Below are 23,539 nucleotides of genomic sequence, written 5' to 3'. Positions count from 1 at the left end.
ATTATTTTTGAAGCTGGCTGAATAATCAAGATATGAAATATATGAGATGGGGTCGATGGCTGGTATCGATCTTTTTTTTGACCTGCGTTACTAAATCGATTTATGCGGCGGGAACTGTTACTGACACACTGGTTTCAGGATGGGAATTCTCACGTGTGGACGAGGGCGTATGGCGCCCTGCCACAGTGCCCGGCACGGTACATACCGATCTGCTGGCCCTGCAGATGATACCCGATCCGTTTGTAGGCTCCAATGAAAAAGCCGTGCAGTGGGTGGATAAGAAAGACTGGCAATACCGGAAAAAATGGAAGCTGTCGGCCGCCGAGCTGCAATACGACGTACTGGAGCTGGATTTCAAAGGACTGGACACCTACGCGTCTGTATATGTGAATGGTCAGCTGGTACTGCAATCTGCCAATATGTTCGTGGAACAGGTAGTCAACATAAAACGCTGGCTGCGCGAAGGAGACAACGAACTACGGGTGCTCTTTGAAAGTCCCGTTAAACACGATATGCCACAGTTCCTGAAAGACCAGGTGATCTATCCCGCCGGTAATGACGCCAGCGATATCCCGCTGAGCATCTATGCCCGTAAAGCGCCCTACCACTACGGCTGGGACTGGGGGCCGCGCCTCGTAACGTCTGGCATCTGGAGACCGGTGCTGCTGAAAAAATGGAATAAAGCAGTGATCCGCGATGTATGGTGGCAGCAACAACAACTGAGCACCGCCAGTGCCACGCTGAACGCGGTGACCACCATAGAAGCGGTCGCCCCCGGCACCTACAACCTCAAACTGACAACTCAACTCGGCAGCTACAGTAAAGTAACCACGACCAAAGTAACGTTGAAACAAGGCCGCAACACGGTGCAGGCGCCGGTGCAGGTCCGTCAGCCGCAGCTGTGGTGGCCCGCCGGACAGGGAAATCCTACCTGTTATGTCATGACAGCCGAACTGCTGGATAACACCGTTTCGTTTGATAAAGACGAGCAAATGGTAGGACTGCGAACAATTGAAGTGGTGAATCAACCGGACAGCCTGGGCGAAAGTTTTTACGTGAAAGTCAATGGCCGCCCGGTTTTCATGAAGGGGGCCAATTATATTCCGCAGGACAATTTCCTGCCACGCGTGTCTGCATCCAAATACAAACAGTTGTTTGATGATATGCGTAACAGTCATTTTAACATGGTGCGCGTATGGGGCGGTGGTATTTATGAAGATGATCTTTTTTATTCACTGGCAGATGTTAACGGTATCCTTGTCTGGCAGGACTTTATGTTTGCCTGCACCCTGTATCCGTCCGATACGGCTTTCCTGAACAACGTGAAAGCGGAAGCAGCAGATAATATCAGAAGATTGCGCAAACACCCGTCACTGGCGTTGTGGTGCGGTAACAATGAAGTGGCCGTAGCGATTAAAAACTGGGGCTGGCAGAGTGGTTATGCCTACACCGATGCACAATGGGCCAGCCTGCAACAGGGATATGATCAGTTGTTTAAAACAGTATTGCCCGCTGTGGTGAAGGAAAATGACCCCGGTCGTTTTTATTTCCATTCTTCCCCTATCAGTAACTGGGGCAAGAAAGAAGATTTTACCAAAGGGGATAACCACTATTGGGGCGTATGGCACGGGATGGAATGGTTTGAAGCGTTTAATACGCACATTCCGCGGTTCATGAGTGAATACGGTTTTCAGTCATTTCCTGAAATGGCCACCATCGATAGCTTTGCTACCAAAGCAGATTATGATATTTACTCCAATGTAATGCAGTCGCATCAAAAAAGTCCTGCCAAAGGCAATACTGCTATCCGTACGTATATGCTGCATTATTACCAGGCGCCGAAAGATTTCCCGTCTTTCGTTTATCTGAGCCAGGTGTTGCAGGCGGAGGGGATGAAAGTGGCTATTGAAGCGCATCGCAGGGCTATGCCTTATTGCATGGGCACCTTGTACTGGCAGTTGAATGATTGCTGGCCGGGCCCGTCCTGGTCGGGCCGTGACTACTACGGCCGCTGGAAAGCGCTGCAGTACTATGTGAAAGAAGCCTTCAATCCCTTGCTGATATCCGGTGTTGTGGAAAACAACCAGCTGAAGGTGTGGGCCGTTTCTGATGAAACCCGTAACCATAAAGCCGCCGTGGAGCTGGTGGCGATGGACCTGGCGGGCAACCCGGTATGGAAACAAACTTTGTCAGGCGTGGATGTTCCTGCCAATACCAGTAAACAAATTTTTACAGTAGATACAGCGGCTATTCTGAAGGGAAGGAATCCTGCTGAGGTAATATGCTATGCACAACTGCGAATTGACGATAAGATTGTCAGCCGTAATATCTTTTATTTTGCCCCGGCGAAGGATATGCAGCTGGAGAAGCCGGCTTTTACAACTACGGTGGAGCATAAGTTGTTCGTAGATCCGCCATCATTATACCGTGACAGGGTATTGCTAACTATTCGGGCAGATAGGTTTGCCCGTAACGTTTATTTACAGTTGAACAATGCAACCCCGGGGGAGCAATTTGATCAGAATTACTTTGACTTATTGCCTGGAGAAAGCAGGACTGTTTGGTTACGATCTACGCGCGATATAGAGAAGATCAAAGCAGCGTTGACAATTACCTCTTTGGTAGATACTTATAAAAATTGACTATGAGAAAATTATGGATGGCATTGGGTTGTGCGTGGCTCGCGGTAAGTGCGGCCAGTGCGCAAACGGAAGAACCGCCGTATGTACCGGAAACAGATCCGGTGGTAGTTCAAAAACTGGACGAGTGGCAGGACTGGAAATTTGGGATGATCATTCACTGGGGGCCATATTCCCAGTGGGGCGTGGTAGAGTCCTGGAGCATTTGCCCGGAAGATGAAGAATGGATTGGGCGTAAATATCCCAAGATGCCGTATTTCGAGTACCTGCAAAAGTACCAGGCGCTGGGCAAAACCTTCAACCCTACCGCTTTTGCGCCCGAGAAATGGGCTAAAGCCGCAAAGGAAGCCGGTATGAAATACCTGGTGTTCACCACCAAACATCATGATGGTTACTGTATGTTCGACACCAAACAGACAGATTACCGCGTAACCGCGCCGGATGTGGCTTTCAGCAAGAATCCGCGGGCTAATATCGCGAAAGAGGTGTTTGAAGCGTTCCGTAAGGAAGGCATTCATGCAGGCGCTTATTTCTCCAAGCCGGACTGGCATTCCGATGCCTACTGGTGGAATTATTTCCCGCCCCGCGACCGTAATGTGAACTACGACGTGAAAAAATATCCTGAAAGATGGAACCAATTCAAGCAGTATACCTATAATCAGATCGAGGAACTGATGACCGGTTACGGCAAGCTGGAGATCCTTTGGCTGGATGGCGGCTGGGTAAGGCCTTTGAAGCAGCAGACCAAAGAATCCCTGTCGTGGAGCAAAACACTGCCGCAGGACCAGGACATAGATATGGGCCGTATTGCCAGGATGGCGCGCAGCCACCAGCCCGGGCTGATCGTGGTGGACCGCAGCGTGCATGGTCCGTACGAAAACTACCGCACCCCTGAACAGCAGATCCCGGAGAAACCGCTGGCTTATCCATGGGAAACCTGTATGACGATGGCTAATTCCTGGTCGTATGTGCCGGATGACAAATACAAACCCGTTGGTAAGCTTATCCACAATCTGGTGGATATTGTGGCCAAGGGCGGCAATTACCTGCTGAATGTAGGCCCCGGCCCTGACGGAGAGTTGCACAAGGAGGCTTATACCACCATGAAAGGTATCGGTGACTGGATGAAAATCAACAGTGCTGCTATCTACGGCACCCGGGCCGTAGCGCCGTATAAGGACGGTAAAGTATGTTTCACCCGGAAAAAAGACGGCAGTGTGTATGCTATCTATCTGCTGGACGAGCAGGAGCAACTGCCTGCCACGATTGTTTTTAAAGGACTGAAACCGGCCAGAGGGGCATCTTTACAGTTGTTGGGCGGTTCCGGTAAACTGGTGTGGAAAACCGAAGGGGACACTGTTACCGTACATATCCCTGAAAAGCTTCGGCAACAGGCCTGGAATCACGCAGTGGCTATTCGTATCAGTGCTGTGGAAAAAGTGTGAAAATGATGTGAATTAGTGTTAATTTGTAGTGAATAATAAAAACAGGCCGCCGATAACCCAAGGCAGCCTGTTTTTTGTTTTATAGGTAGATACGCCCAAAAAGGTTGACTATGAATATGCAAACCCACGTGAATAAGAACCCCCGCATTTTGCTGGCAGAAGACGACAAGGTACTGGGGGAAATCGTCAAAAAAAACCTGGAAAGCATCGGTTATCAGGTAGAGCACTGTATGGACGGTGAAGACGCATGGGAGGAATTCCAGCGTAAACGATATGACATGCTGCTGGTGGACATTGTGATGCCCAGGAAAAACGGCTTTCAGCTCGCGAAGGACGTACGCAGCAAAAACACACTGGTGCCCATCTTCTTCCTTTCTGCCGAAAAAACCATGGACGCCGACAGGCTCGACGGCTTTAAGCTGGGCGCAGACGGCTACATCGTGAAACCTTTCAGTCTCCTCGAGCTGCAAAGGCGGGTGAAAGCCTTCCTCAAATGGACCCGCCCCCCCAAAAGTGAACTGCTGATCGGCCACATAGTAGGCGACCATACGTTCAATTACCGCAAAATGAAAGTATACCCCCGCGACAGCCAGACAGCCTACGTGGCCACGTTTTCCCCCACAGAAGCCAAGCTGCTGCGTTATTTCTTTAATCGCCCCAATGTAATTATCAAAAAAGACGAACTGCTGATGAAACTCTGGGGACGTGACGATGTCACCTCCAGCCGCAGTATGGACGTATTTATCGGAAAGATCCGTAAACAGATAAAGATCGAGCCAAGGCTCAACCTGGAAACGATCTTTAACGTAGGCATGCGCCTCAATGTCCCTAAAGACCTCCTGTTGCAAAAGATCACCATCCCCATTACCAATCAGGCAAAACAATAGCAGCCGCCCTTTTAAGCCCCTGTTTCTTTCAGATTATATTAAATCGTAACTTTAGGCCCAATGGAAACAGCGGCAGTTCAAAAATATAATCTAGACGAAGAGCAGGAAAAAAAAGAAATCGTCCGGCATTACCGCGCCTTGTTAAGGGCGCTCAAACCCCGTCTGAAAAAAGGCGACAGGGAGCTGGTACGTACTGCTTTTGAAATGGCAGCGGATGCTCATAAGGAAATGCGCCGTAAATCAGGCGAACCCTATATCCTGCATCCCCTCGCCGTGGCACAGATATGTGTGGAAGAAATAGGCCTGGGCGTACGCTCAGCTATCTGTGCCTTGTTACACGATACCGTGGAAGATACGGAAGTGACCCTGGAAGATGTGGCCCGTGAATTTGGCAACGAAATCGCCCACATCGTGGACGGCCTCACCAAGATATCCACCGTCATCGATTCCAATACCAGTACCGCACAGGCGGAGAACTTCAAGAAAATACTCCTGACCCTGGCAGATGACCCCAGGGTGATCCTGATCAAACTGGCCGACAGGTTGCATAACATGCGCACCCTCGACAGCATGAGCCGGGAAAAACAGTTGAAAATAGCCTCTGAAACGGTGTTTATCTACGCCCCGCTGGCTCACCGCCTCGGATTGTACAACATCAAGTCCGAGATGGAAGATCTGGCCATGAAATACACGGAGCAGCAAACCTACCGTGAGATAGCCCGGCGCCTGAAGGAAACCAAGCGTGAACGCACCCGCTATATCAACGAGTTTATCAAGCCTATCAAGGAAGTACTGCAGGAGGAAGGATTTACCTTCGAGATCTACGGTCGCCCGAAGTCCATCCATTCCATCCACAACAAGATCAAAACAAAAGGCGTGGCCTTTGAAGAGGTGTACGACCTGTTCGCGATCCGCATCATCCTGGACTCCCCGCTGGACAAGGAAAAGGCCGACTGCTGGAAGGTATATTCCATCATCACCGATTTCTACCACCCCAGCCCGGAACGTACGCGTGACTGGCTCAGCAACCCCAAATCCAACGGCTATGAGGCCCTGCACGTAACAGTAATGGGCCCGCAGGGTAAATGGGTGGAAGTACAGATCCGCTCCAAACGCATGAACGACTACGCCGAAAAAGGAGTAGCCGCCCACTGGCGCTATAAGGAAGGTGCCGCAAACCCGCAACAGGAATCCAAATTCGATCAGTGGTTCACGCAGATACGTGAAATCCTCAGTAACCCGGATTCCAATACGCTCGACTTCCTCGCTGATTTTAAAAGCAATCTCTTTACTGAAGAGATCTATGTGTATACGCCCAAAGGCGACCTGAAAATATTGCCGGTCAACTCTACGGCGCTGGACTTCGCTTATGCGATCCACAGTGCCGTGGGCAACAAGTGTATCGGCGCCAAGGTCAACTATAAACTGGTGCCGCTCAGCCATAAACTGCGCAGCGGTGACCAGGTGGAGATCATCACTTCCAACAAACAGAAGCCTTCCGAAGACTGGCTCAACTTTGTGCTCACCGCCAAAGCCAAATCCAAGATCAAGGACGCCCTCAAGGAAGAAAAAAGAAAAGTGGCCATGGATGGAAAAGCTGCGCTGGAGCGCAAGCTGGACCATATGAAGGTGACCGCCAGCCAGCACAATATCAATGAGCTGGTACAGTTCTATAAACAACCGTCCCCGCTGGACCTGTATTACCAGATCGCGGTAAAAAATATCGACCTTAAAGAGCTGAAACAGTTCAGCCTCCTGGGAGACAAACTGGAGCAGCCTAAGCCGGTCAAACAACCGGAACATGTTCCGGAAGAACATGTGAAACATCAGATCCCGAACAAAAAAGACGCGGAACTGATCATTTTCGGGGAAAGCTCCGATAAGATTGCCTACAAACTGGCCAACTGCTGTCGTCCCATCCCGGGCGACGATGTATTTGGTTTTATCACCGCCAGCGAAGGCCTTAAAATACACCGGACCAACTGTCCCAATGCCGCCCAGCTGCTGGCCAATTATGGCCACCGCGTGGTGAAAACCAAATGGGTTAAAAACAGGGAAATCTCTTTCCTTACCGGCTTACGGATTATCGGCATGGACGATGTGGGCGTTATCCACAAAATCACCAATATTATCTCCGGTGAACTGAAAGTCAATATCTCCGCACTCAGCATTGAATCCAAAGAAGGGCTGTTTGAAGGCCTGATCAAGGTATATGTGCATGATAAGGAGGAGCTGGACGAACTGGTGGACCGCCTCAAGAAGCTGGATGGTATCCAGTCAGTACAACGACTCGAAGAATCACAATTATAGGCGCCCAAGGCATATAAGGGAGCAAAGCCACAAAGTAAACATTATAATTTATTATACTATTTTCTTTGCTGCTTTGCTCCCTTATATATTTTGTGTGAAACAGGGAGCAAAATGCTTGTCATGTGCGGGCCAGGCGCAATGCAGGTCTTTGCGTGCCTGCTAATGTCCGCCCTTCTCTGTGTTCTTTGTGAGAGAAATTTGATTTTGTAGTATTTCAGCGTAATTTTGCCACTTCTTTTAAAAGCAACCTCCGATAATTAATTAAATCATTATGGTAGACGTTTTGTTAGGCCTGCAATGGGGCGACGAAGGCAAAGGTAAAATTGTGGACTATTTTGCCGGCAGGTACGACGTGATTGCCCGTTTCCAGGGTGGACCAAATGCTGGCCATACCCTGTATGTAAACGGTCAGAAAGTAGTATTGCGCACCATTCCTTCCGGTGTGTTTCATGATAAAACCATTAACCTGATTGGTAATGGCGTAGTACTGGACCCTGTAGCTTTCAAAAAAGAAAGTGAAGATATCGCTGCCCTGGGCATCGACCTGACAAAAAACCTGTTTATCGCGGAAAAAACGCATATTATCGTTCCTACGCACCGTGCGCTGGACAAGGCTTCCGAGATCTCTAAAGGTCACGATAAAATCGGTTCTACCCTGAAAGGCATTGGTCCCGCGTACATGGACAAAACAGGCAGAAACGGCCTGCGTGTGGGCGATGTGATCTCTGCCGATTTTGAAACGCTGTACGAAAAGCTGAAGCAGAAACACCTGCAGATGCTGTCCCAATACAACGTGGAAGGCCTGGAAGCTGACATCGAAGCATGGGAAAAAGAGTTCTTTGAGGCAGTGCCTTTCCTGAAAAAAATGAATATCGTCAGCGGTGAATATTTCCTGAATGAAAAACTGAAAGCCGGTAAAAAAGTACTGGCCGAAGGTGCGCAGGGAAGCATGCTGGACGTGGATTTCGGTACGTATCCGTTTGTGACGTCTTCCAATACTATTTCTGCCGGCGTATGTACCGGGCTGGGCATTGCTCCGCAATGGATCAAGGAAGTGATTGGTGTGACCAAAGCTTATTGCACCCGCGTGGGCAGCGGTCCTTTCCCGACCGAACTGCATGATGCCACCGGCGAAAACCTGCGTGCTGCCGGACATGAATTTGGCGCAGTTACCGGCCGTCCCCGCCGTTGCGGCTGGATCGACCTGGTAGCCCTGAACTATACCTGTATGCTGAGCGGCGTTACCCAACTGGTGATGACCAAAAGCGATGTACTCGATGAATTTGATGAGGTACTTGCCTGCACCGCCTACGAAATCAATGGCCGGCAAACCAAACAATTGCCTTTCCAACTCAACGGTCTGGAGGTGAAACCAGTATGGGAAACCTTCAAAGGTTGGAGCGAAAAGACTGCTACCTGCAAGCAGTTCAACGAGTTACCTTCAGAGATGAAAACTTTTGTGGAAGCAGTAGATAACTATCTGGGCGTTCCCGTGAAATACGTTTCCAACGGGCCGGGACGCGATCAGATACTGGAGCGCTAAACCTCAAAAATTAAGGAAAAAAAACGGCAAAAAAAATTTGGCTAATCAAAAAAACTGTTAAAACTTTACGGCAAAGAAATAAGTGAACCTATTATGAAATCAAAATCTGATAAAGAGAAAGAGACGAAAAAAACTACTTCTCCTAAGACTGCAAAAGACGCTCCTAAAGCTGCGGCCAAGCCTAAGAAAGAGGTGGATGAAGATGATGAGGACGACGAGGATGAAGAGGAAACTACATCCAAGAAAACCTCAAAGAAATCAGATAAGTCAGCTTCCAAATCCAAACGTAAAGACGATGACGATGAGGAAGATGACGACGATGATGATATGGACGATGTCGATGACGCGTGGGAAAAGGGCGAGGACGAAGACTACGATCCGGACTTTGAAGAGTTTGACATGCCTAAGTCTAAAGGTAAACGCGGCCGCCCTGCAGGTGGCAAGAAAACTGACGACGACGATGACCTGGGCATCGACGACGAGTTTAAGGACATGGACCTGTTCAATGACCGCTTTGATGACGATGATGATGATTTTTAAGGATTAAAAGCGATTAGTATCAGAATATTTCACACTTTTCCGGTCAACGATCAGAAAGTATTTAAACAACAAATGTTGAATTGGGCCAACCAGTTCAACATTTGTTGTTTATTGGATAATAATAATTATCCATCTGCTTATCATCGTTTTGAAGCGCTGCTGGCCGCTGATGCGGTGCAAACACTGGAAGCCGCTGCCGGTAACGCCTTTTCCGCGCTGGAACAATTCTATGCCACCCATCGCGACTGGCTCTTCGGTCACCTTGCCTACGATCTCAAAAATGAAACGGCCCCCGGCCTGCGTTCTGAAAACCCCGATGGTACCGGATTCCCGGACATGCATTTCTTCCAGCCCCGGGTCATCCTCCTCCTGAAAAACAATCAGGTCCATATCGGCGGCATTCACTTCTCCATAGAAGATGCCCTGGCTGTTTACCGGGACTGCCTTCGTATGCCCGTCACCGTTAATGTGCCCGCGGCGCCCCGGTTAACTGCCTTACGGGCCCATCTGGACCATGACCGCTACATCAGCGCCGTGAAAGGCATACAGGCGCACATCCTCCGCGGCGATTGCTACGAGGTCAACTTCTGCCGGGAAAACTTCATGGAAAATGCCAGCGTTTATCCGCCTGCGTTATTCTCGCAGCTAAATGCCCTGTCACCCGCACCGTTTGCGGCTTACTACCGTTTACATGACCGTTACCTGATCAGCTCCAGCCCTGAAAGATATCTGCAGAAAACAGGTAATACCGTTATCTCTCAACCTATCAAAGGCACCAGCAGAAAGCACGCTGACCCGGTACAGGACAAGGCATTGCAGGAGGCGTTGCGCAACAACCCCAAAGAAAGGGCGGAAAACATTATGGTGGTAGACCTCGTACGCAACGACTTGTCACATACCGCCTTACGGGGTAGTGTACACGTAAAAGAACTGTGCGGTATCTATTCCTTTGCACAGGTGCATCAGATGATTTCTACCGTGGCGGCAGAAACGGCCCCCGGCACACAGTTGACCGACATCCTCAAACATACGTTCCCCATGGGTTCCATGACCGGCGCTCCCAAAATCCGCGTCATGCAGCTGATAGAAGAATATGAGCAAAGCCGCCGTGGGCTCTACTCCGGAGCGGTAGGCTATATCACGCCGGAAGGCGATTTTGACTTCAACGTGGTGATCCGCAGTATCATCTACAATGACACGCGGCAATACCTGTCCTTTCAGACCGGCTCCGCTGTTACCTTTTACAGTGATCCTGAACTGGAATGGGAAGAGTGCCTGCTCAAAGCAGCAGCCATGGTACGGTTATTTGAATAGTTGCGCCATGGCTTCACCAATAGTGGGGTAGGAGAACTGAAAACCGGTATTTTGTATTTTCTGTGAAGATGCTTTCACACTTTTTAATACTTCAATGCTCATTTCGCCCAGCGCCAGTTTCAGGGCAAAGGCCGGCACATAACTGGTAATGAAGCTGTTGCCCTTGGCGGCATGCGCCATGGCCAGTACCAGCTCTTTATGCCGCACAGGTAGCGGTGCTACGGCGTTGTAAGTGCCCTCCAGCTGATCGTTCACGATCGCATTAAAATATAACCTCACCAGGTCCTGTATATGGATCCAGCTGATGTATTGGTCGCCGGAGCCTAATACCGTGGCGAAGCCGAATTTCAGTGGTTTGTAGAATTCTTTCAGGGCGCCGCCTTCCCGGCTCAATGCAATGCCGGTACGAAAAATCACCAGCTTCTTGTCTAGTGCCGCTACCGGTGTAATGCTCTGTTCCCAGGCCAGCGTGGTGCTGCCGAGGAAATCAGTGGCCGGCGGATCTGTCTCCGTAAATGCGCGTTCTTTTGTTTCCCCGTAATATCCGGTGGCGGAAGCGCTGATCACTTTTCTGACTTTGTTGGGATGGATTTGCAGGGATTTAACGATCAGTTCACTGCTTTTGGTGCGGCTCTCCAGTATCTCCTGTTTCCTTGCCGCTGACCACCGTTTCTCTCCTACGTTGGCGCCTGCCAGATGGACGATATAGTCGGCCTCCTGCAGGGCGTTGACATCTATTGTTTGATTGTCCACGTCCCAGGCGGCATAATGTACAGCAGTATTGACGCCCTTCTCCGGTTTTCTGGTGAGAATGATCACTTTATAGCCACGCTCCAATAGCAGCCGGGTTAGTGCCGTTCCTACCAGCCCCGTACCGCCGGTTATCATAACGGTCTCCATCAGGTATATGTCTTTAAAAATATTTTATTAAAAATACACAATAAATCCCGCCTTTTGGTATTTAAGTAAAGACGCGGTTTACATCGTGTAAATTGCCGTATTAATTTCTGATTTTTAATGTAAGTTTGGAAATGGCGCGGTTGTTCGCGTCAGCTACCATTTTCATCATCAGCATTATTGAAACTACACCAGAGTATGCACACGCTATACCGCATCCAACTGTTACTGATGCTGCTCTTCGCCGGCAGCGCAGCAGTAGCGCAGAAAATCTCCTATTCCGAACCAGAAAAAGATGATTACAAAAGTACCGAATTTGAAATCATAGGTAAGGTGGGCGGCAATATACTCGTCTATAAAACCGACCGGGGCGACTATTCCGTGTCTGTTTATGATGCTGATATGCAACTGAAAGACCGGATAAAACTGGACTTCCTGCCCAGAAAGGTGATCAGCATGGACTTTGTGGCCTATCCCGACAAGGTGCTGATGATCTACCAGTTCCAGCGCAAAGACGCCGTGTTCAGCTTCTGCGCCACCATGACGCCCGAAGCCCGGTTCAACGATGCGCCTGTCATGATAGACTCTACCCGCATCGGCATGTACTCCAAGGAAAACAAAGTGTATTCCATGGAGGTGTCTGAAGACAAACGCCGTATCCTCGTTTATAAAATCAACCAGGACAAGGAAGACAACAACGTGTTTTATACTTTCCTGTACGACAGCGCCATGACGCTGGTCAATAACAGTCGCCTGTCATTGCCCATGGCCGGCAGGAAACAGTTCCTCAGCAATTTCAGCCTGACCAATGAAGGCGACCTCGTGTTCAATAAACTGGAACGTACCTCCAACCGGGACTATGTGGTGAGCGGCAACTTTGTGATGAAACGTGCGCTGGTAGACAGCTTTGAGGTATCCCCCCTGTCTTTCAAGGGACAGCTGCTTGATGAGGTAAAAATGAAACTGGACAACAACCGCCATACGGCGCTGATCACCGCTTTCTACTACAAACAGAAGCGGGGCAATGTGGAAGGCATGTACCTGTACAAATACGATTATCAGAACGATAAGCCCCTCTACGAAAAATCAGTCGTGTTCTCCAATGAGCTGAAGATGAATGCCCGCGGGGAGTCCAACACTTCCAGCGCGTTTAATGATTATTTCATCCGTAAGGTCATCAATACCGCCAACGGTGGATTTCTGCTGACAGCGGAATCATTTTCCACCTCTTCCCGCTATCAGCCGTGGAACCGCTGGAACTATATGTACGGCGCCCCTTATGGCGGCATGTATTATTCCCCTTACTATTACTCTCCTTATTCTCCGTGGTATTACAACCCATGGTACTGGAACAATTCACAGGGTGTGCGTTATCATTATGACAACGTGGCCGTGCTGTCTTTCGATGAAGAAGGCAATATGCAGTGGAACAACTTTGTCCGCAAAAGCCAGTACGACGATAATGCGGACCTGTACCTGTCTTACCTGATGGTGAACATCGGCAGTGAGCTGCGTTTCCTGTACAATGAGCTGGACAGGCGCAGTTACCTGCTGACAGACGTAAGCCTGGCCCCGGGTGGAAAAGTAACCCGTATGCCTACCCTGCGCAATCTGGACAAGGGTTTTACCTGGATGCCCCGGTATGGAAAACAAATCAGTGCCCGGACGGTGTTGGTGCCGTGTGTATATAGAAACTATATTTGCTTTGCTAAAATTGACTTTTAATCACACCTTTGCACTGTGATACGATTTTTCCGTTCAGGCAATCCGCTTACGGTATTGCTCCTGCTGATATACACATTACTGGTCAAGTTTTATTATCTGATACATCCTGCCGCACATATGGCGGATGGGTCTGAAGGCCTTTTGTACAGCCTGCTGGTCAAATGGATCCAGGTGCTCACCGGCGGCAGCGCTTTTGTATTTACGGCGCTGGCGGTGATGCTGATCCTGTTGCAGTCCTTACTGCTGACGAAGATCATCAACCATCACCGGTTGTTTCCCAAGCCGACCTATCTGCCGGCGATGTGTTACCTCCTGTTCACCTCCCTGTTACAAAGCTGGAATGTTTTTTCCCCGGCATTGCTGGTGAACGTGATCATGTTGTGGGTGTTTTCCAGTATAACGGAGCTGTACACACGGACTTCGGCGCGCGATGTGGTATTTAACATCGGTTTTGCGCTCGGGATGTGCGGACTGATTTATTTCCCTTCTATTATTTTCTGCCTGTTGCTGCTGGTGAGTATGCTGATTATGCGTGCCTTCCGGCTGGCGGAGTGGATTATTGCCATCCTGGGGCTTATCTGTCCGATATACCTGATGGGCACATACCTGTTTCTGACCAACCAGATGACCCTGCTGCGGCAGATTCCCAACATCGGGCTGTCGCTGCCACTGATCACCGATTATAAAGTTTGGGGGGCGATGATCGCCTGCCTGCTGTTCTTTGTGCTGGGTTGGCTGCTGTTGCAGCGCCCGCTGATGAAGATGCTGATCCAGGGCCGTAAAATATGGGCGGTGTTGATTGTATATGTGGCAGTGGCCATGCTGGTGCCTTTTTTCAATGTACATTTCTCTCCCGCATATTGGGTGCTGGCAGTTTTGCCTATCGCGATGTTTGCCGGCAATGTGTTCTGGTCTGTTACCAACGAAACCTTCGCCAATGTGATCCACTTCATTGTACTGGGGTATATGATCGTCATGCAATATTTTAGCTAAATCGCTTTTTTAACTGATTGGCTGCCAGTAATTTGTTAAATCAGGATGAGCGGCAATGGAAAATTGCGAATGGAGAAGTAATTTTGTCCTTTCCCGGTGGCTTTGATATAAGAGTTTAATATCATGTGAATAAGCGGGGAGGACCGATTAATAAAATATTTTTTACATATAAACACAAAACATTTTCAGATGAAATTTGGCGTTGTCACCTTTCCGGGCTCTAACTGTGATCATGACATGATTGATTCCCTGCGCAACGATCTGGGGCAGGAAGTAATAGAGCTGTGGCACAAGGATAAAGACCTGAGCGCGTTCAGCACAACAGATTGTATTGTATTACCGGGTGGATTTTCCTATGGTGACTACCTGCGTTGCGGCGCTATCGCCAGGTTCAGCCCTATGATGCAGAGCGTGATCGAATTTGCCAACAAAGGCGGTCGTGTGATAGGTGTATGCAACGGTTTCCAGGTACTGTGCGAAGCAGGTCTGTTGCCAGGCGTGTTGCTGCGTAACCAGAACCAGCAGTTCATCTGCAAAAACGTTTTCCTGAAAAGCGAAAACAACGAGGCTTCCCTCACCAAAGACGTGACCGGCCGCCCGCTGATGATCCCGATTGCCCATGGTGAAGGCCGTTACTATGCTGACGACGCCACTTTGGACGAACTGGAAAGAAACAAACAAATCCTCTTCCGCTACTGCGATGAGTTTGGCAATATTATTGACTCAGCTAACCATAACGGTGCCATCCGTAACATCGCTGGCATCTGCAATAAACAGAGAAATGTATTTGGAATGATGCCTCACCCGGAAAGAGCTACCAGCAAAGTGCTTGGTAACACTGACGGAAAGCTGATACTCCAAAGCCTGATCAACAATAATTAATCAATCAACCAACCAACCAATTAAAAAGAAAAACATGAAAAAATTACTCACAGCACTGGCACTGTTCGCCCTGCCTATCCTGGCAAGCGCGCAGATCGAGAATCCGGTTAAATGGAGCTTTACCTCCAAAAAGGTAAATGCCACCACTTACGAAGTTCACGCTACTGCCACCATCGAAAACGGCTGGCACTTATATGCACAGGAAGCAGGCGAAGGCCCGGTCCCTACCAGCTTCAAATTCACTAAAAACCCGCTGGTGGCTACCGACGGTAAAGTGAAAGAAAATGGCAAACTGCACAAATCCTTCGATAAAAACTTTAACTCTGAACTGAAATACTACGAAAACACGGTCAACTTCGTACAAACAGTGACTGTTAAAGGTAAGGCTGCCACTAAAGTGAAAGGCTCCGTAGAGTTCATGGTATGTGACGACCACCAGTGCCTTCCTCCGAAAGAAGTGGAATTCGCGGTAAGTGTGGGAGGAAAATAATTGCACACCATCACCAAAAATATGTCTATACGATGAACGAGTTCCTCCCGGGGGACTCGTTGTCGTTTAACCTACTGTATATTCTTTAAAGCCTATTGACTATATGAAGCATTTGCTTTCATTGCTGATACCGGTCTTCCTGCTATTCACCTTCGGTGCCAACGCACAAGACCAGAGCCCTAAGCCTGTTAAGTGGGAGTTCTCCGCCGAAAAGAAAAACGACCAGGAATACGTACTCCATGCCAGGGCAACGATAGAAAAAGGAGCGCTGTTGTTTTCCACTACCATGGGCAACGATGACCCGAACACCCGCATTGTTCCCGACAGCGCCACCAAACTTACTTTGGGCGCCATTACTGAAAAAGGTCAGATCTTACAGCGTAAAGAACCGCTGTTCGACAACCTCGATATCAAATACTTTGAAAACGAAGTAGAGCTGGTGGCTGAAGTGAAAGGCACGCCTGCTTCCGGTAAAATCAAAGGCAATATCACCTACATGGTGCTGAAAGGGGAAGAAGTGCTCCCCGAAGAAGCTGCTTTTGATGTGGAAGTAGCACCGGCTGCTACCGGCAACGGCAACACCGTGGCTCCTGCTGCCAATGGCACTGCCGCCGGCGACGTGGCGGAAGATGACGCTTCCAACAAATCCCTGATGTGGATATTCCTGGCCAGCTTCGGTGGCGGTTTTATCGCCCTGATCACGCCCTGCGTGTTCTCCATGATCCCTATCACGGTGAGCTTCTTTACCAAACGCAGCGGAACAAGGGCGCAGGGCATTAAAAACGCCTTTGTCTACTCGCTCTCCATCATCGTTATTTATACCCTGCTGGGCTTCCTCATTACCAAAATATTTGGTGCCAGCGCGCTCAATTCCCTCGCCAGCAATGGTATTGCCAACATGATCTTCTTCGTGATCTTCCTGTTGTTTGCCTTCTCGTTCCTGGGGGCATTTGAGATTTCGCTGCCAAGCTCCTGGGCTAACGTGTCTGACTCAAGGGCAGGCATGGGCAGCTTCATGGGCATTTTCTTCATGGCGCTCACCCTTGCCATCGTGTCTTTCTCCTGCACTGGTCCTATCCTGGGCAACCTGCTGGTACTGGCGGCGAAAGGCGGTAACTCCGGTCCGCTGGTAGGTATGTTCGGTTTCTCGCTGGCCCTGGCCATTCCTTTCTCCCTGTTTGCACTGTTCCCCAGCCTGCTGAATAAAATCGGCAAATCCGGCGGATGGCTCAACGCGGTGAAGGTAACCCTCGGCTTCGTGGAACTGGCGCTGGCCCTGAAGTTCCTGTCCAACGTGGACATGGCCTATCACTGGAACCTGCTGGACCGCGAGATATTCCTGGCCCTGTGGATCGCGATCTTTGGCCTGCTGACATTGTACCTGATCGGCAAACTGAAGTTCAGCCACGACAGTGATGTGCCTTTCCTGACCGTGACCCGCCTCTGTTTTGCGATTGTGACCTTTACCTTCGTGATCTATATGGTCCCGGGCATGTGGGGCGCTCCGCTTAAAGGCATCAGCGGCTTTTTGCCGCATGAAGGCTCACAGGACTTCAATCTGAACAAATCACTCGTAGACATACAGGCATCGCTGGAAAGCGGCGGTGGCGGCGGTGGTAACACCGGTGGCAATGCCAATGCCATCAAACCGAAAAAACTGGTGGACATCCTGCATTCTGAAATACCGGGCGTGGAAAACGTGTTCTTTGATTACGAAGAAGCGCTGGCAGCAGCCAAAGCGGCCAACAAACCGCTGATGCTCGACTTTACCGGCCACACCTGCGTGAACTGCCGTAAGTTCGAAAAATCAGTGTTGTCCAATCCGGCAGTGATGAAAATCCTGCGCAACGATTTTATTGTGGCTTCACTTTACACTGATGAAAAGACTGCCCTGCCGGAAGCGGAAAGATATGTTTCCAAATTCGATGGCACCAAAATCAAGGACATCGGCCAGAAAAACCTGGACCTGGAAGCTACCCATTTCAACCGTAATTCCCAGCCTTACTACATTCCTGTTGACCTGACAGGTGCTGCGCTGGTGAATAAAGGCTATGGTTATGATCCGAAAGAGGATGCCAATGCATTTATCGAATACCTGGAAAAAGCGAAAGCGGAATTTGCGAAAAGAAAGCAATAAGCTGACTGACTTCAGATAATAAAAAAGCGGAGATCACTGATCTCCGCTTTTTTTATGTCGATAAATAAATATTAGAAATTGTAATCCGCCAGCTGTTCTGCCTTGATCTTCTCCTGCTGGCCGGTGATGAAGTTCTTCACCGCGATGAGGCCTTCCTGCAGTTCCGCTTCGCCGAGGATGATCACATACGGAATACCTCTTTTATTAGCGTATTTCAGCTGTTTGTCCATTTTGGCGTTCTCGTGGAACAGTTCAGCAGCGATGCCTTTGGCGCGCAGCTGCATCATATAGCTGAAGCATGTGCGGGCGCTTTCATCGCCGAGGTTCAGGAACAGTACTTTGGTGGACTGCTGCGCTTCCTGCGGGAACAGTTGCAGTTCTTCCAGTACGTCGTAGATGCGGTCTACCCCAAAGGAGATGCCCACTCCGGAAATGCCTTTAAGGCCAAAGAGGCCGGTGAGGTCATCATATCTGCCGCCGCCGCCAATGCTGCCCATTTTCACGGTGGGCGGTGCTTTTACTTCCACGATCATGCCGGTGTAGTAGTTGAGGCCACGGGCCAGTGTCACGTCGATTTCCGGCGTGGTGTTGAAGGTGCCGAAGCCTGAGTTGAGCACATAAGACAGTTCCTCGATGCCTTTGAGGGCGGTAGGAGATGACTGGAGCAGGGTTTTGAGCTGTGCCAGTTTCTCTTCACTGGTGCCGCTAATGGCCAGGAAAGTCTCGATGGTGGCGATGTCCGCGTCTGTCAGTCCTCTGGTGGCCAGTTCCTTGCGTACGCCTTCCGCGCCGATCTTATCCAGTTTATCGATGGAGATGGTGATATCGGTGAGCAGTTCCGGTTTACCGATTACTTCGGCCAGGCCGCTCAGTATTTTGCGGTTGTTGATGCGCAGTTCATATCCTTGCAGGCCCAGTTTGGTGAGCACGGTGTCGTAGATGAGGAGCAGTTCCACTTCATTGAGGAGGGAGTTGCTGCCTACCACGTCGGCGTCGCACTGGTAGAATTCGCGGTAGCGGCCACGCTGGGGTTTATCGGCGCGCCATACCGGCTGCATCTGGTAGCGTTTAAAAGGCAGGGCGAGGTCGTTCTGGTTCATCACCACATACCGGGCAAACGGGATGGTGAGGTCGTACCGGAGTGCTTTCTCAGAGAGGGCGGCTACCAGTGATTTGTTATCGGTGGCAGCTTGTGCTTTAGGAAATATATCGCCGTTGTTGAGTATTTTAAACATAAGTTTATCGCCTTCCTCGCCGTATTTGCCGGTGAGGGTGGAGAGGTTCTCCATGGCGGGTGTTTCGAGTGGCTGGAAGCCGAATACTTCAAATGTTTCGCGGATGGTCCGGAAAATATAGTTGCGTTTTCTGACTACAACAGGGCCAAAGTCGCGGGTTCCGTTGGGAATACCGGGTTTTATCATCTTCAAAAAATATTATCGTGATGGTGGTGGTTACAGTTCCTGATCGGTGATGTCTTTACAGGCATTGAAGATCAGTTGATATACAGGGGCAAAGAGGGCGTCGTCGAACCATGGGTCGGGCACGTCCTGGTCATCTGCCAGCAGATGTCTTACTTTGGCCTTGTCCGCTTCGTTACGGGCTTTTTTCAGTACGTCACGATGGTTGTTATGGTCCATGACGTAGATGCGGTCAAACCGGTCAAAATCGGCTGTTTCAAACTGCCGGGCAGCCAGTCCGGAGATGTCCACGCCCTGGCGGCGTGCTTCGCGGATGGCGCGGTGGTCCGGCGAATGCCCCACATGCCAGTTGCCCGTGCCAGCCGAGTCTATTTCCCAGTTCAGCCCCTTTTCTTGTGCAAGCTGCCGCATAATACCTTCCGCCAGGGGTGAGCGGCAAATATTACCAAGGCATACCATCAGTATCTTCATCGTTTCAGAGAATTGCGTATCAGGCCGCAAACCTACAAGTTATTATGGAAATGTTCATCTATTTGCATCTTTTAGTCAACAAAAGCAATCAGGCCGGCTGATTTTGCTTACATACAGGAAATGGATATGTCAACTATAAATACCGGGAAATGATGAAATTTTAAATCAAAAAATTACAACATGTTGAAAAAATGCCTCAAATTGCGCTTCTATGGTCATCCGGTAAGGGTTTTGCAGCTTTTTTTTAACATTCCTCTAAAATTCGAGAATCAAGATTAAAAAATATTTTTTTGTATAATTGTAAATCGCAAGACGGAAATGCAAGACGAACAAACAAACAGGCTGCCGGAAAACCGGTACAGGCCTATGGGTGAACTGATAAGAGGTATCTTCTTTATTCTTTTCGGGCTTTTCGCCATCTTCGCGGAAAAGCTTGGATTGGGTGAATTCCGTATATCCCGGCAATGGATGGTCATATTGGGCATCGCGCTAATGCTGTATGGTATTTTCAGGGTGTATAATGGTATCCGGAAGTTATTTTTTAACAGGAATTAAAGAGACGGAAGATATGTTTTTCAGGATTACTAAAAAGTATGCTGTATATTTAACAGCCTTGACATTACTGCTGGCGGCCTGCGGCCCCAATCCTAATGCGAAAAAAGTGGATACGGCCACAGAAGGGGAGATACGTATCAGCGTGGATGAAACGTATAAACCGTTACTGGATTCGGAAATCAAGGTTTTTGAATCATTGTATCCAAAGGCACATATTATTGCTTCCTACAAACCGGAGGCAGAGTGCTTTAAAGATCTTTTAAATGATAGTGCGCGCCTGATCATTGTCACACGCGATTTCAGTGCTGCTGAACGTGATTATTTCAAGAAGATAAAGATCACGCCTCAAAGCTTAATGCTGGCCTGGGACGCGCTGGCGCTGGTGGTGAACCACGCTAATCCGGATTCCATCCTCACAATGGACCAGGTACGTGGCATCATGGACGGCACTAATAAAGACAGGAAATGGCAACTGGTGTTTGATAATGCCAACTCAAGCACCGTACGTTATATTCAGGATTCCATCAATAAAGGTAAACCTTTGCCGGCCAATACCATGGCAGCCAAGACTAACCCGGAAGTGATAGATTACGTCGCCAAAAACAAGGACGCAATCGGCGTGATAGGTGTGAGCTGGATCTCTGATCCCAGCGATTCACTGGCCCTCGCATTCACCAATAAAGTGTCCGTTGTAAAGCTGAGAGCGGATAATGGTTCGGAATTTGTATTGCCTTATCAGGCTTACATTGGTATCGGGTCCTATCCATTAAAACGTGGCTTCTTCTTTTGTCTGAAAGAGCCTTACCATGGTTTAGGCTCGGGATTTGCTACCTTCCTTGGTAGTTATGAGGGCCAACTCGTGATCAAACAGGCCCGCTTATTCCCCGCGAGATTGAACGTGGTATTCAGGGAAGCCAACCTTAAATAGTCAAAAAACACAACTAAAACTAAAAAACCAGATTGCAAATGAACAGACGGAAAAGTTTACTCGTAGCATTGCTGTGCGCCGCCTCCGGCAGTGTGATGGCTCAATCTGTGCAGGATGGATTGAAAGACCTGTATTATGGTAAAAACCTGTCCGCCAAACAGACGTTTGAAAAAGTAATTGCTGCGAAACCAACTGAAGACAAAGCTTATTATTACATGGGTATAGCACAACTCGCCACGGAAGACGTAGCCGGCGCTACTGCTACCTTCCAGAAGGGTTTGCAGGCCGTTCCGACTTCAGCTTTATTGCAGGCTGGTATGGGCCGTATCGATCTGATAAAAGGTGATGCTGCTGCCGCCAAAGCTAAATTTGAAGCTGCAACAGCTGCTACCCAGGGCCGTGATGGTGACGTAGCCCGCGCCATTGCTGATGCCAACACAGAAGTAAAAGGCGGTGACCGCGCTTATGCCCTCACTGTAATGGACAAGCTCCTGAACAACGAAGGCCGCAAGAAAAAAGAAATGTACACCGCTACCGCGGCTGACTATATCGAACAAGGTGACGCCTACCGCTACCTGGGCGGCGAAAACGGCGGTAAAGCCATCGCTGCTTACGAAAAAGCGCTGGAACTGGACGCCAACAATGCCGAAGCTGTTATGAAACAAGGCCTCGTAAACTACAACGCGAGACTGAAAGCTGAAGCAGTGGCTGACTGGACCAAAGCTACCAATATGGACCCGAACTATGCTCCCGCCTTCAATGAGCTGTTCCTGTTCTATACTACTCCTAAAAAAGATCAGCTGTCATGGGAAAAAGCCGCTGAATACCTGGAGAAATACATGGCCATCGCTGACCCGGCAGATAAAACCAAAAACGAATACCTGGCTGCTTCCGTAGCGTTCTTCAAAAAAGACTACGATGGCGCTATCAATAAAGGTAAAGCCGCTATGGCCGGTGCCAACGAGTTTTATAAAAACAAGTTTAGCCTGCTGGTAGGTGATGCTTACCTGCAGAAAGGCGATTCCCTGAGCGCGAAAAAAGTAATGGATGATTATGTGCAGGCTGCAGGTGAAGGCAAACTGGACTCCAGCGACTACAAACTGCTGAGCACTATCTACCTCCGTCTGAAATCTTCTGATTCTGCTACACAGAACCAGTACACAGACAAAGCACTGGGCTACCTGGAAAAATTCGCTTCTTCCACTACCGCTAAAGATCCTGAGACTTACATCCAGATCGCTGAAGCACTGAAAGCTGCGAGAAAATTCGAACAGGCTGGTGACTGGTATGAAAAAGCCAATGAGCTGCGTCTGGCCAATAAAGAAACACTTGGCGCTATCGACTACTTCAACGTAGGTCTCAACTATTACTATGCCGGTATTGGTTCCAAACCAGTGGATACCGCGCTGATCAACAAAGCAGATGCTGCGTTCCAGAAAGTAATAGAGGCGAAACCAGAACTGGGCACCGGTTATTACTGGAGAGGCCAGGCCAACTTCGCCAAAGATCAGCAGGGCCAGAGCGGTGTTGCTAAGCCTTTCTATGATAAATACATAGAAATCACTGAGCCTAACGGCGCTGACAAAAACAAAAACACCCTGACTTACGCTTATACTTACGAACTGTTGTACTACTACTTCAAGGAAGATAAAGCCAATGTTCAGGTGTATGCTGATAAGCTGTCCGCTATTGATCCAAACAACGTAACCGTTAAACAGATCAAAGAAAACATGAACAGCCGCGAAAAAGCGTCTGCCAAGCCAGCCGCTAAACCAGCTGCCAACAAAAAATAATAAAACTGCTTGTCATATAAAAAGCCCCGGGCCTGTTGGTCCGGGGTTTTTTTATTGGCTGAGAATATCCTCATGCCGAAAATTTAACATAGCCTTTTGCTGCCAGATTGACATTTTTCCTGTTCCGGGAAATGCTTTCCCGGGTAATGGCCTGTTTGCCCGCGGAGAAAGGGTGCCCGGCCGTTGTGGCCATAGGAGCAGGTATGGCAGGGTGTTGCAGCATGACCCGTGGTCGTTGCCGCAGCCGGGCCTTGCTTTGTCAATTCCCCCAACTGTTGACTAATGGTCAAATCTTGACAAAATGACTGATGTACTGCGGTGTGAATAACGTATTTATATTTAGGTAAATTGTTATATCTAACTGTTAATCAGGATACTGCTTCCCCGAACATTGTGTAAAAAACACAAAAAGGCTTTAAATGCTTGATCCCCGCCGATGAACCGGTAATTGCCGGAATGGTTTCCGTAGTTTCCGGTTGGCAAAAAAAGATAATATTTTAACGAGTAAATAGATTTGATATTTGGTTTAGTTACAGTATTTTTGCGAATTCGGACAATGTTTTATCGGGAAG

The 23,539-nt window shown here is 49.1% G+C and carries 18 protein-coding genes; 15 read left to right on the top strand and 3 right to left on the bottom strand.

Annotated elements, in window-relative coordinates; translation table 11 throughout:
• The first annotated feature begins 32 nt into the window (after window positions 1-32).
• The 7 genes from HGH92_RS07405 to HGH92_RS07375 all read left to right on the top strand — a co-directional run bounded on the left by HGH92_RS07405 (window position 33) and on the right by HGH92_RS07375 (window position 10,678).
• Complete coding sequence (locus HGH92_RS07405) at window positions 33-2,642, top strand: beta-mannosidase (RefSeq protein ID WP_247654843.1); 2,610 nt, start codon at window positions 33-35, stop codon at window positions 2,640-2,642.
• 2 nt (window positions 2,643-2,644) lie between these two features.
• On the top strand, window positions 2,645-4,084 hold the full coding sequence (locus tag HGH92_RS07400; RefSeq protein WP_168870084.1) for an alpha-L-fucosidase: 1,440 nt from the start codon (window positions 2,645-2,647) through the stop codon (window positions 4,082-4,084).
• A gap of 110 nt (window positions 4,085-4,194) precedes the next feature.
• Complete coding sequence (locus HGH92_RS07395; RefSeq protein WP_168870083.1) at window positions 4,195-4,971, top strand: response regulator transcription factor; 777 nt, start codon at window positions 4,195-4,197, stop codon at window positions 4,969-4,971.
• 60 nt (window positions 4,972-5,031) lie between these two features.
• Window positions 5,032-7,281, top strand: coding sequence for a RelA/SpoT family protein (locus HGH92_RS07390; protein WP_168870082.1), 2,250 nt, complete (start codon window positions 5,032-5,034; stop codon window positions 7,279-7,281).
• Window positions 7,282-7,552: 271 nt separating this feature from the next.
• Window positions 7,553-8,824, top strand: coding sequence for an adenylosuccinate synthase (locus HGH92_RS07385; RefSeq protein WP_168870081.1), 1,272 nt, complete (start codon window positions 7,553-7,555; stop codon window positions 8,822-8,824).
• Between the two features lie 93 nt (window positions 8,825-8,917).
• Window positions 8,918-9,364 (top strand): hypothetical protein, encoded by a 447-nt coding sequence (locus tag HGH92_RS07380; RefSeq protein ID WP_168870080.1) that lies wholly within the window; start codon window positions 8,918-8,920, stop codon window positions 9,362-9,364.
• Between the two features lie 111 nt (window positions 9,365-9,475).
• The gene (locus HGH92_RS07375) at window positions 9,476-10,678 is read left to right on the top strand and encodes an anthranilate synthase component I family protein (protein ID WP_247654842.1); all 1,203 of its coding nucleotides are present in this window, start codon (window positions 9,476-9,478) and stop codon (window positions 10,676-10,678) included.
• Here the strand turns inward: HGH92_RS07375 and HGH92_RS07370 are convergent.
• Window positions 10,667-11,578 carry a TIGR01777 family oxidoreductase gene (locus HGH92_RS07370; protein WP_168870078.1) on the bottom strand — a complete coding sequence of 304 codons (912 nt, stop codon included), beginning with the start codon at window positions 11,576-11,578 and terminating at the stop codon, window positions 10,667-10,669. The two genes, HGH92_RS07375 and HGH92_RS07370, sit on opposite strands and share 12 nt — an antisense overlap.
• Before the next feature lie 195 nt (window positions 11,579-11,773).
• Here HGH92_RS07370 and HGH92_RS07365 point away from each other — a divergent pair, with 195 nt between their 5' ends.
• From HGH92_RS07365 to HGH92_RS07345, 5 genes are all read left to right on the top strand, one after another.
• Window positions 11,774-13,300: a hypothetical protein gene (locus HGH92_RS07365; protein WP_168870077.1), complete on the top strand. Its 1,527-nt coding sequence runs from the start codon at window positions 11,774-11,776 to the stop codon at window positions 13,298-13,300.
• Between the two features lie 15 nt (window positions 13,301-13,315).
• The gene (locus HGH92_RS07360; RefSeq protein ID WP_168870076.1) at window positions 13,316-14,293 is read left to right on the top strand and encodes a hypothetical protein; all 978 of its coding nucleotides are present in this window, start codon (window positions 13,316-13,318) and stop codon (window positions 14,291-14,293) included.
• Window positions 14,294-14,482: 189 nt separating this feature from the next.
• Window positions 14,483-15,175, top strand: coding sequence for a phosphoribosylformylglycinamidine synthase subunit PurQ (purQ, locus tag HGH92_RS07355; protein WP_168870075.1), 693 nt, complete (start codon window positions 14,483-14,485; stop codon window positions 15,173-15,175).
• Between the two features lie 34 nt (window positions 15,176-15,209).
• Window positions 15,210-15,665 (top strand): protein-disulfide reductase DsbD domain-containing protein, encoded by a 456-nt coding sequence (locus HGH92_RS07350; protein ID WP_168870074.1) that lies wholly within the window; start codon window positions 15,210-15,212, stop codon window positions 15,663-15,665.
• A 103-nt stretch (window positions 15,666-15,768) separates the two neighbouring features.
• Window positions 15,769-17,802 carry a protein-disulfide reductase DsbD family protein gene (locus HGH92_RS07345; protein ID WP_168870073.1) on the top strand — a complete coding sequence of 678 codons (2,034 nt, stop codon included), beginning with the start codon at window positions 15,769-15,771 and terminating at the stop codon, window positions 17,800-17,802.
• Window positions 17,803-17,873: 71 nt separating this feature from the next.
• Here the strand turns inward: HGH92_RS07345 and hisS are convergent, their stop codons facing one another.
• Complete coding sequence (hisS, locus tag HGH92_RS07340) at window positions 17,874-19,223, bottom strand: histidine--tRNA ligase (protein WP_168870072.1); 1,350 nt, start codon at window positions 19,221-19,223, stop codon at window positions 17,874-17,876.
• A gap of 30 nt (window positions 19,224-19,253) precedes the next feature.
• Window positions 19,254-19,691 carry a low molecular weight protein-tyrosine-phosphatase gene (locus HGH92_RS07335; RefSeq protein WP_168870071.1) on the bottom strand — a complete coding sequence of 146 codons (438 nt, stop codon included), beginning with the start codon at window positions 19,689-19,691 and terminating at the stop codon, window positions 19,254-19,256.
• A 318-nt stretch (window positions 19,692-20,009) separates the two neighbouring features.
• Between HGH92_RS07335 and HGH92_RS07330 the strand changes: the two genes are divergently transcribed.
• The 3 genes from HGH92_RS07330 to HGH92_RS07320 are packed head-to-tail and all read left to right on the top strand — an operon-like array spanning window position 20,010 to window position 22,967.
• The gene (locus HGH92_RS07330) at window positions 20,010-20,246 is read left to right on the top strand and encodes a hypothetical protein (protein WP_168870070.1); all 237 of its coding nucleotides are present in this window, start codon (window positions 20,010-20,012) and stop codon (window positions 20,244-20,246) included.
• 58 nt (window positions 20,247-20,304) lie between these two features.
• Complete coding sequence (locus HGH92_RS07325) at window positions 20,305-21,174, top strand: substrate-binding domain-containing protein (RefSeq protein ID WP_168870069.1); 870 nt, start codon at window positions 20,305-20,307, stop codon at window positions 21,172-21,174.
• A 38-nt stretch (window positions 21,175-21,212) separates the two neighbouring features.
• Window positions 21,213-22,967 carry a tetratricopeptide repeat protein gene (locus HGH92_RS07320; protein ID WP_168870068.1) on the top strand — a complete coding sequence of 585 codons (1,755 nt, stop codon included), beginning with the start codon at window positions 21,213-21,215 and terminating at the stop codon, window positions 22,965-22,967.
• Window positions 22,968-23,539: the final 572 nt, after the last annotated feature.

This window comes from Chitinophaga varians, assembly GCF_012641275.1.
Lineage (GTDB): Bacteria > Bacteroidota > Bacteroidia > Chitinophagales > Chitinophagaceae > Chitinophaga > Chitinophaga varians_A.
The sequence above is the reverse complement of the archived record's forward strand: the minus strand, read 5'-3'. Positions and strand labels throughout refer to the sequence as shown.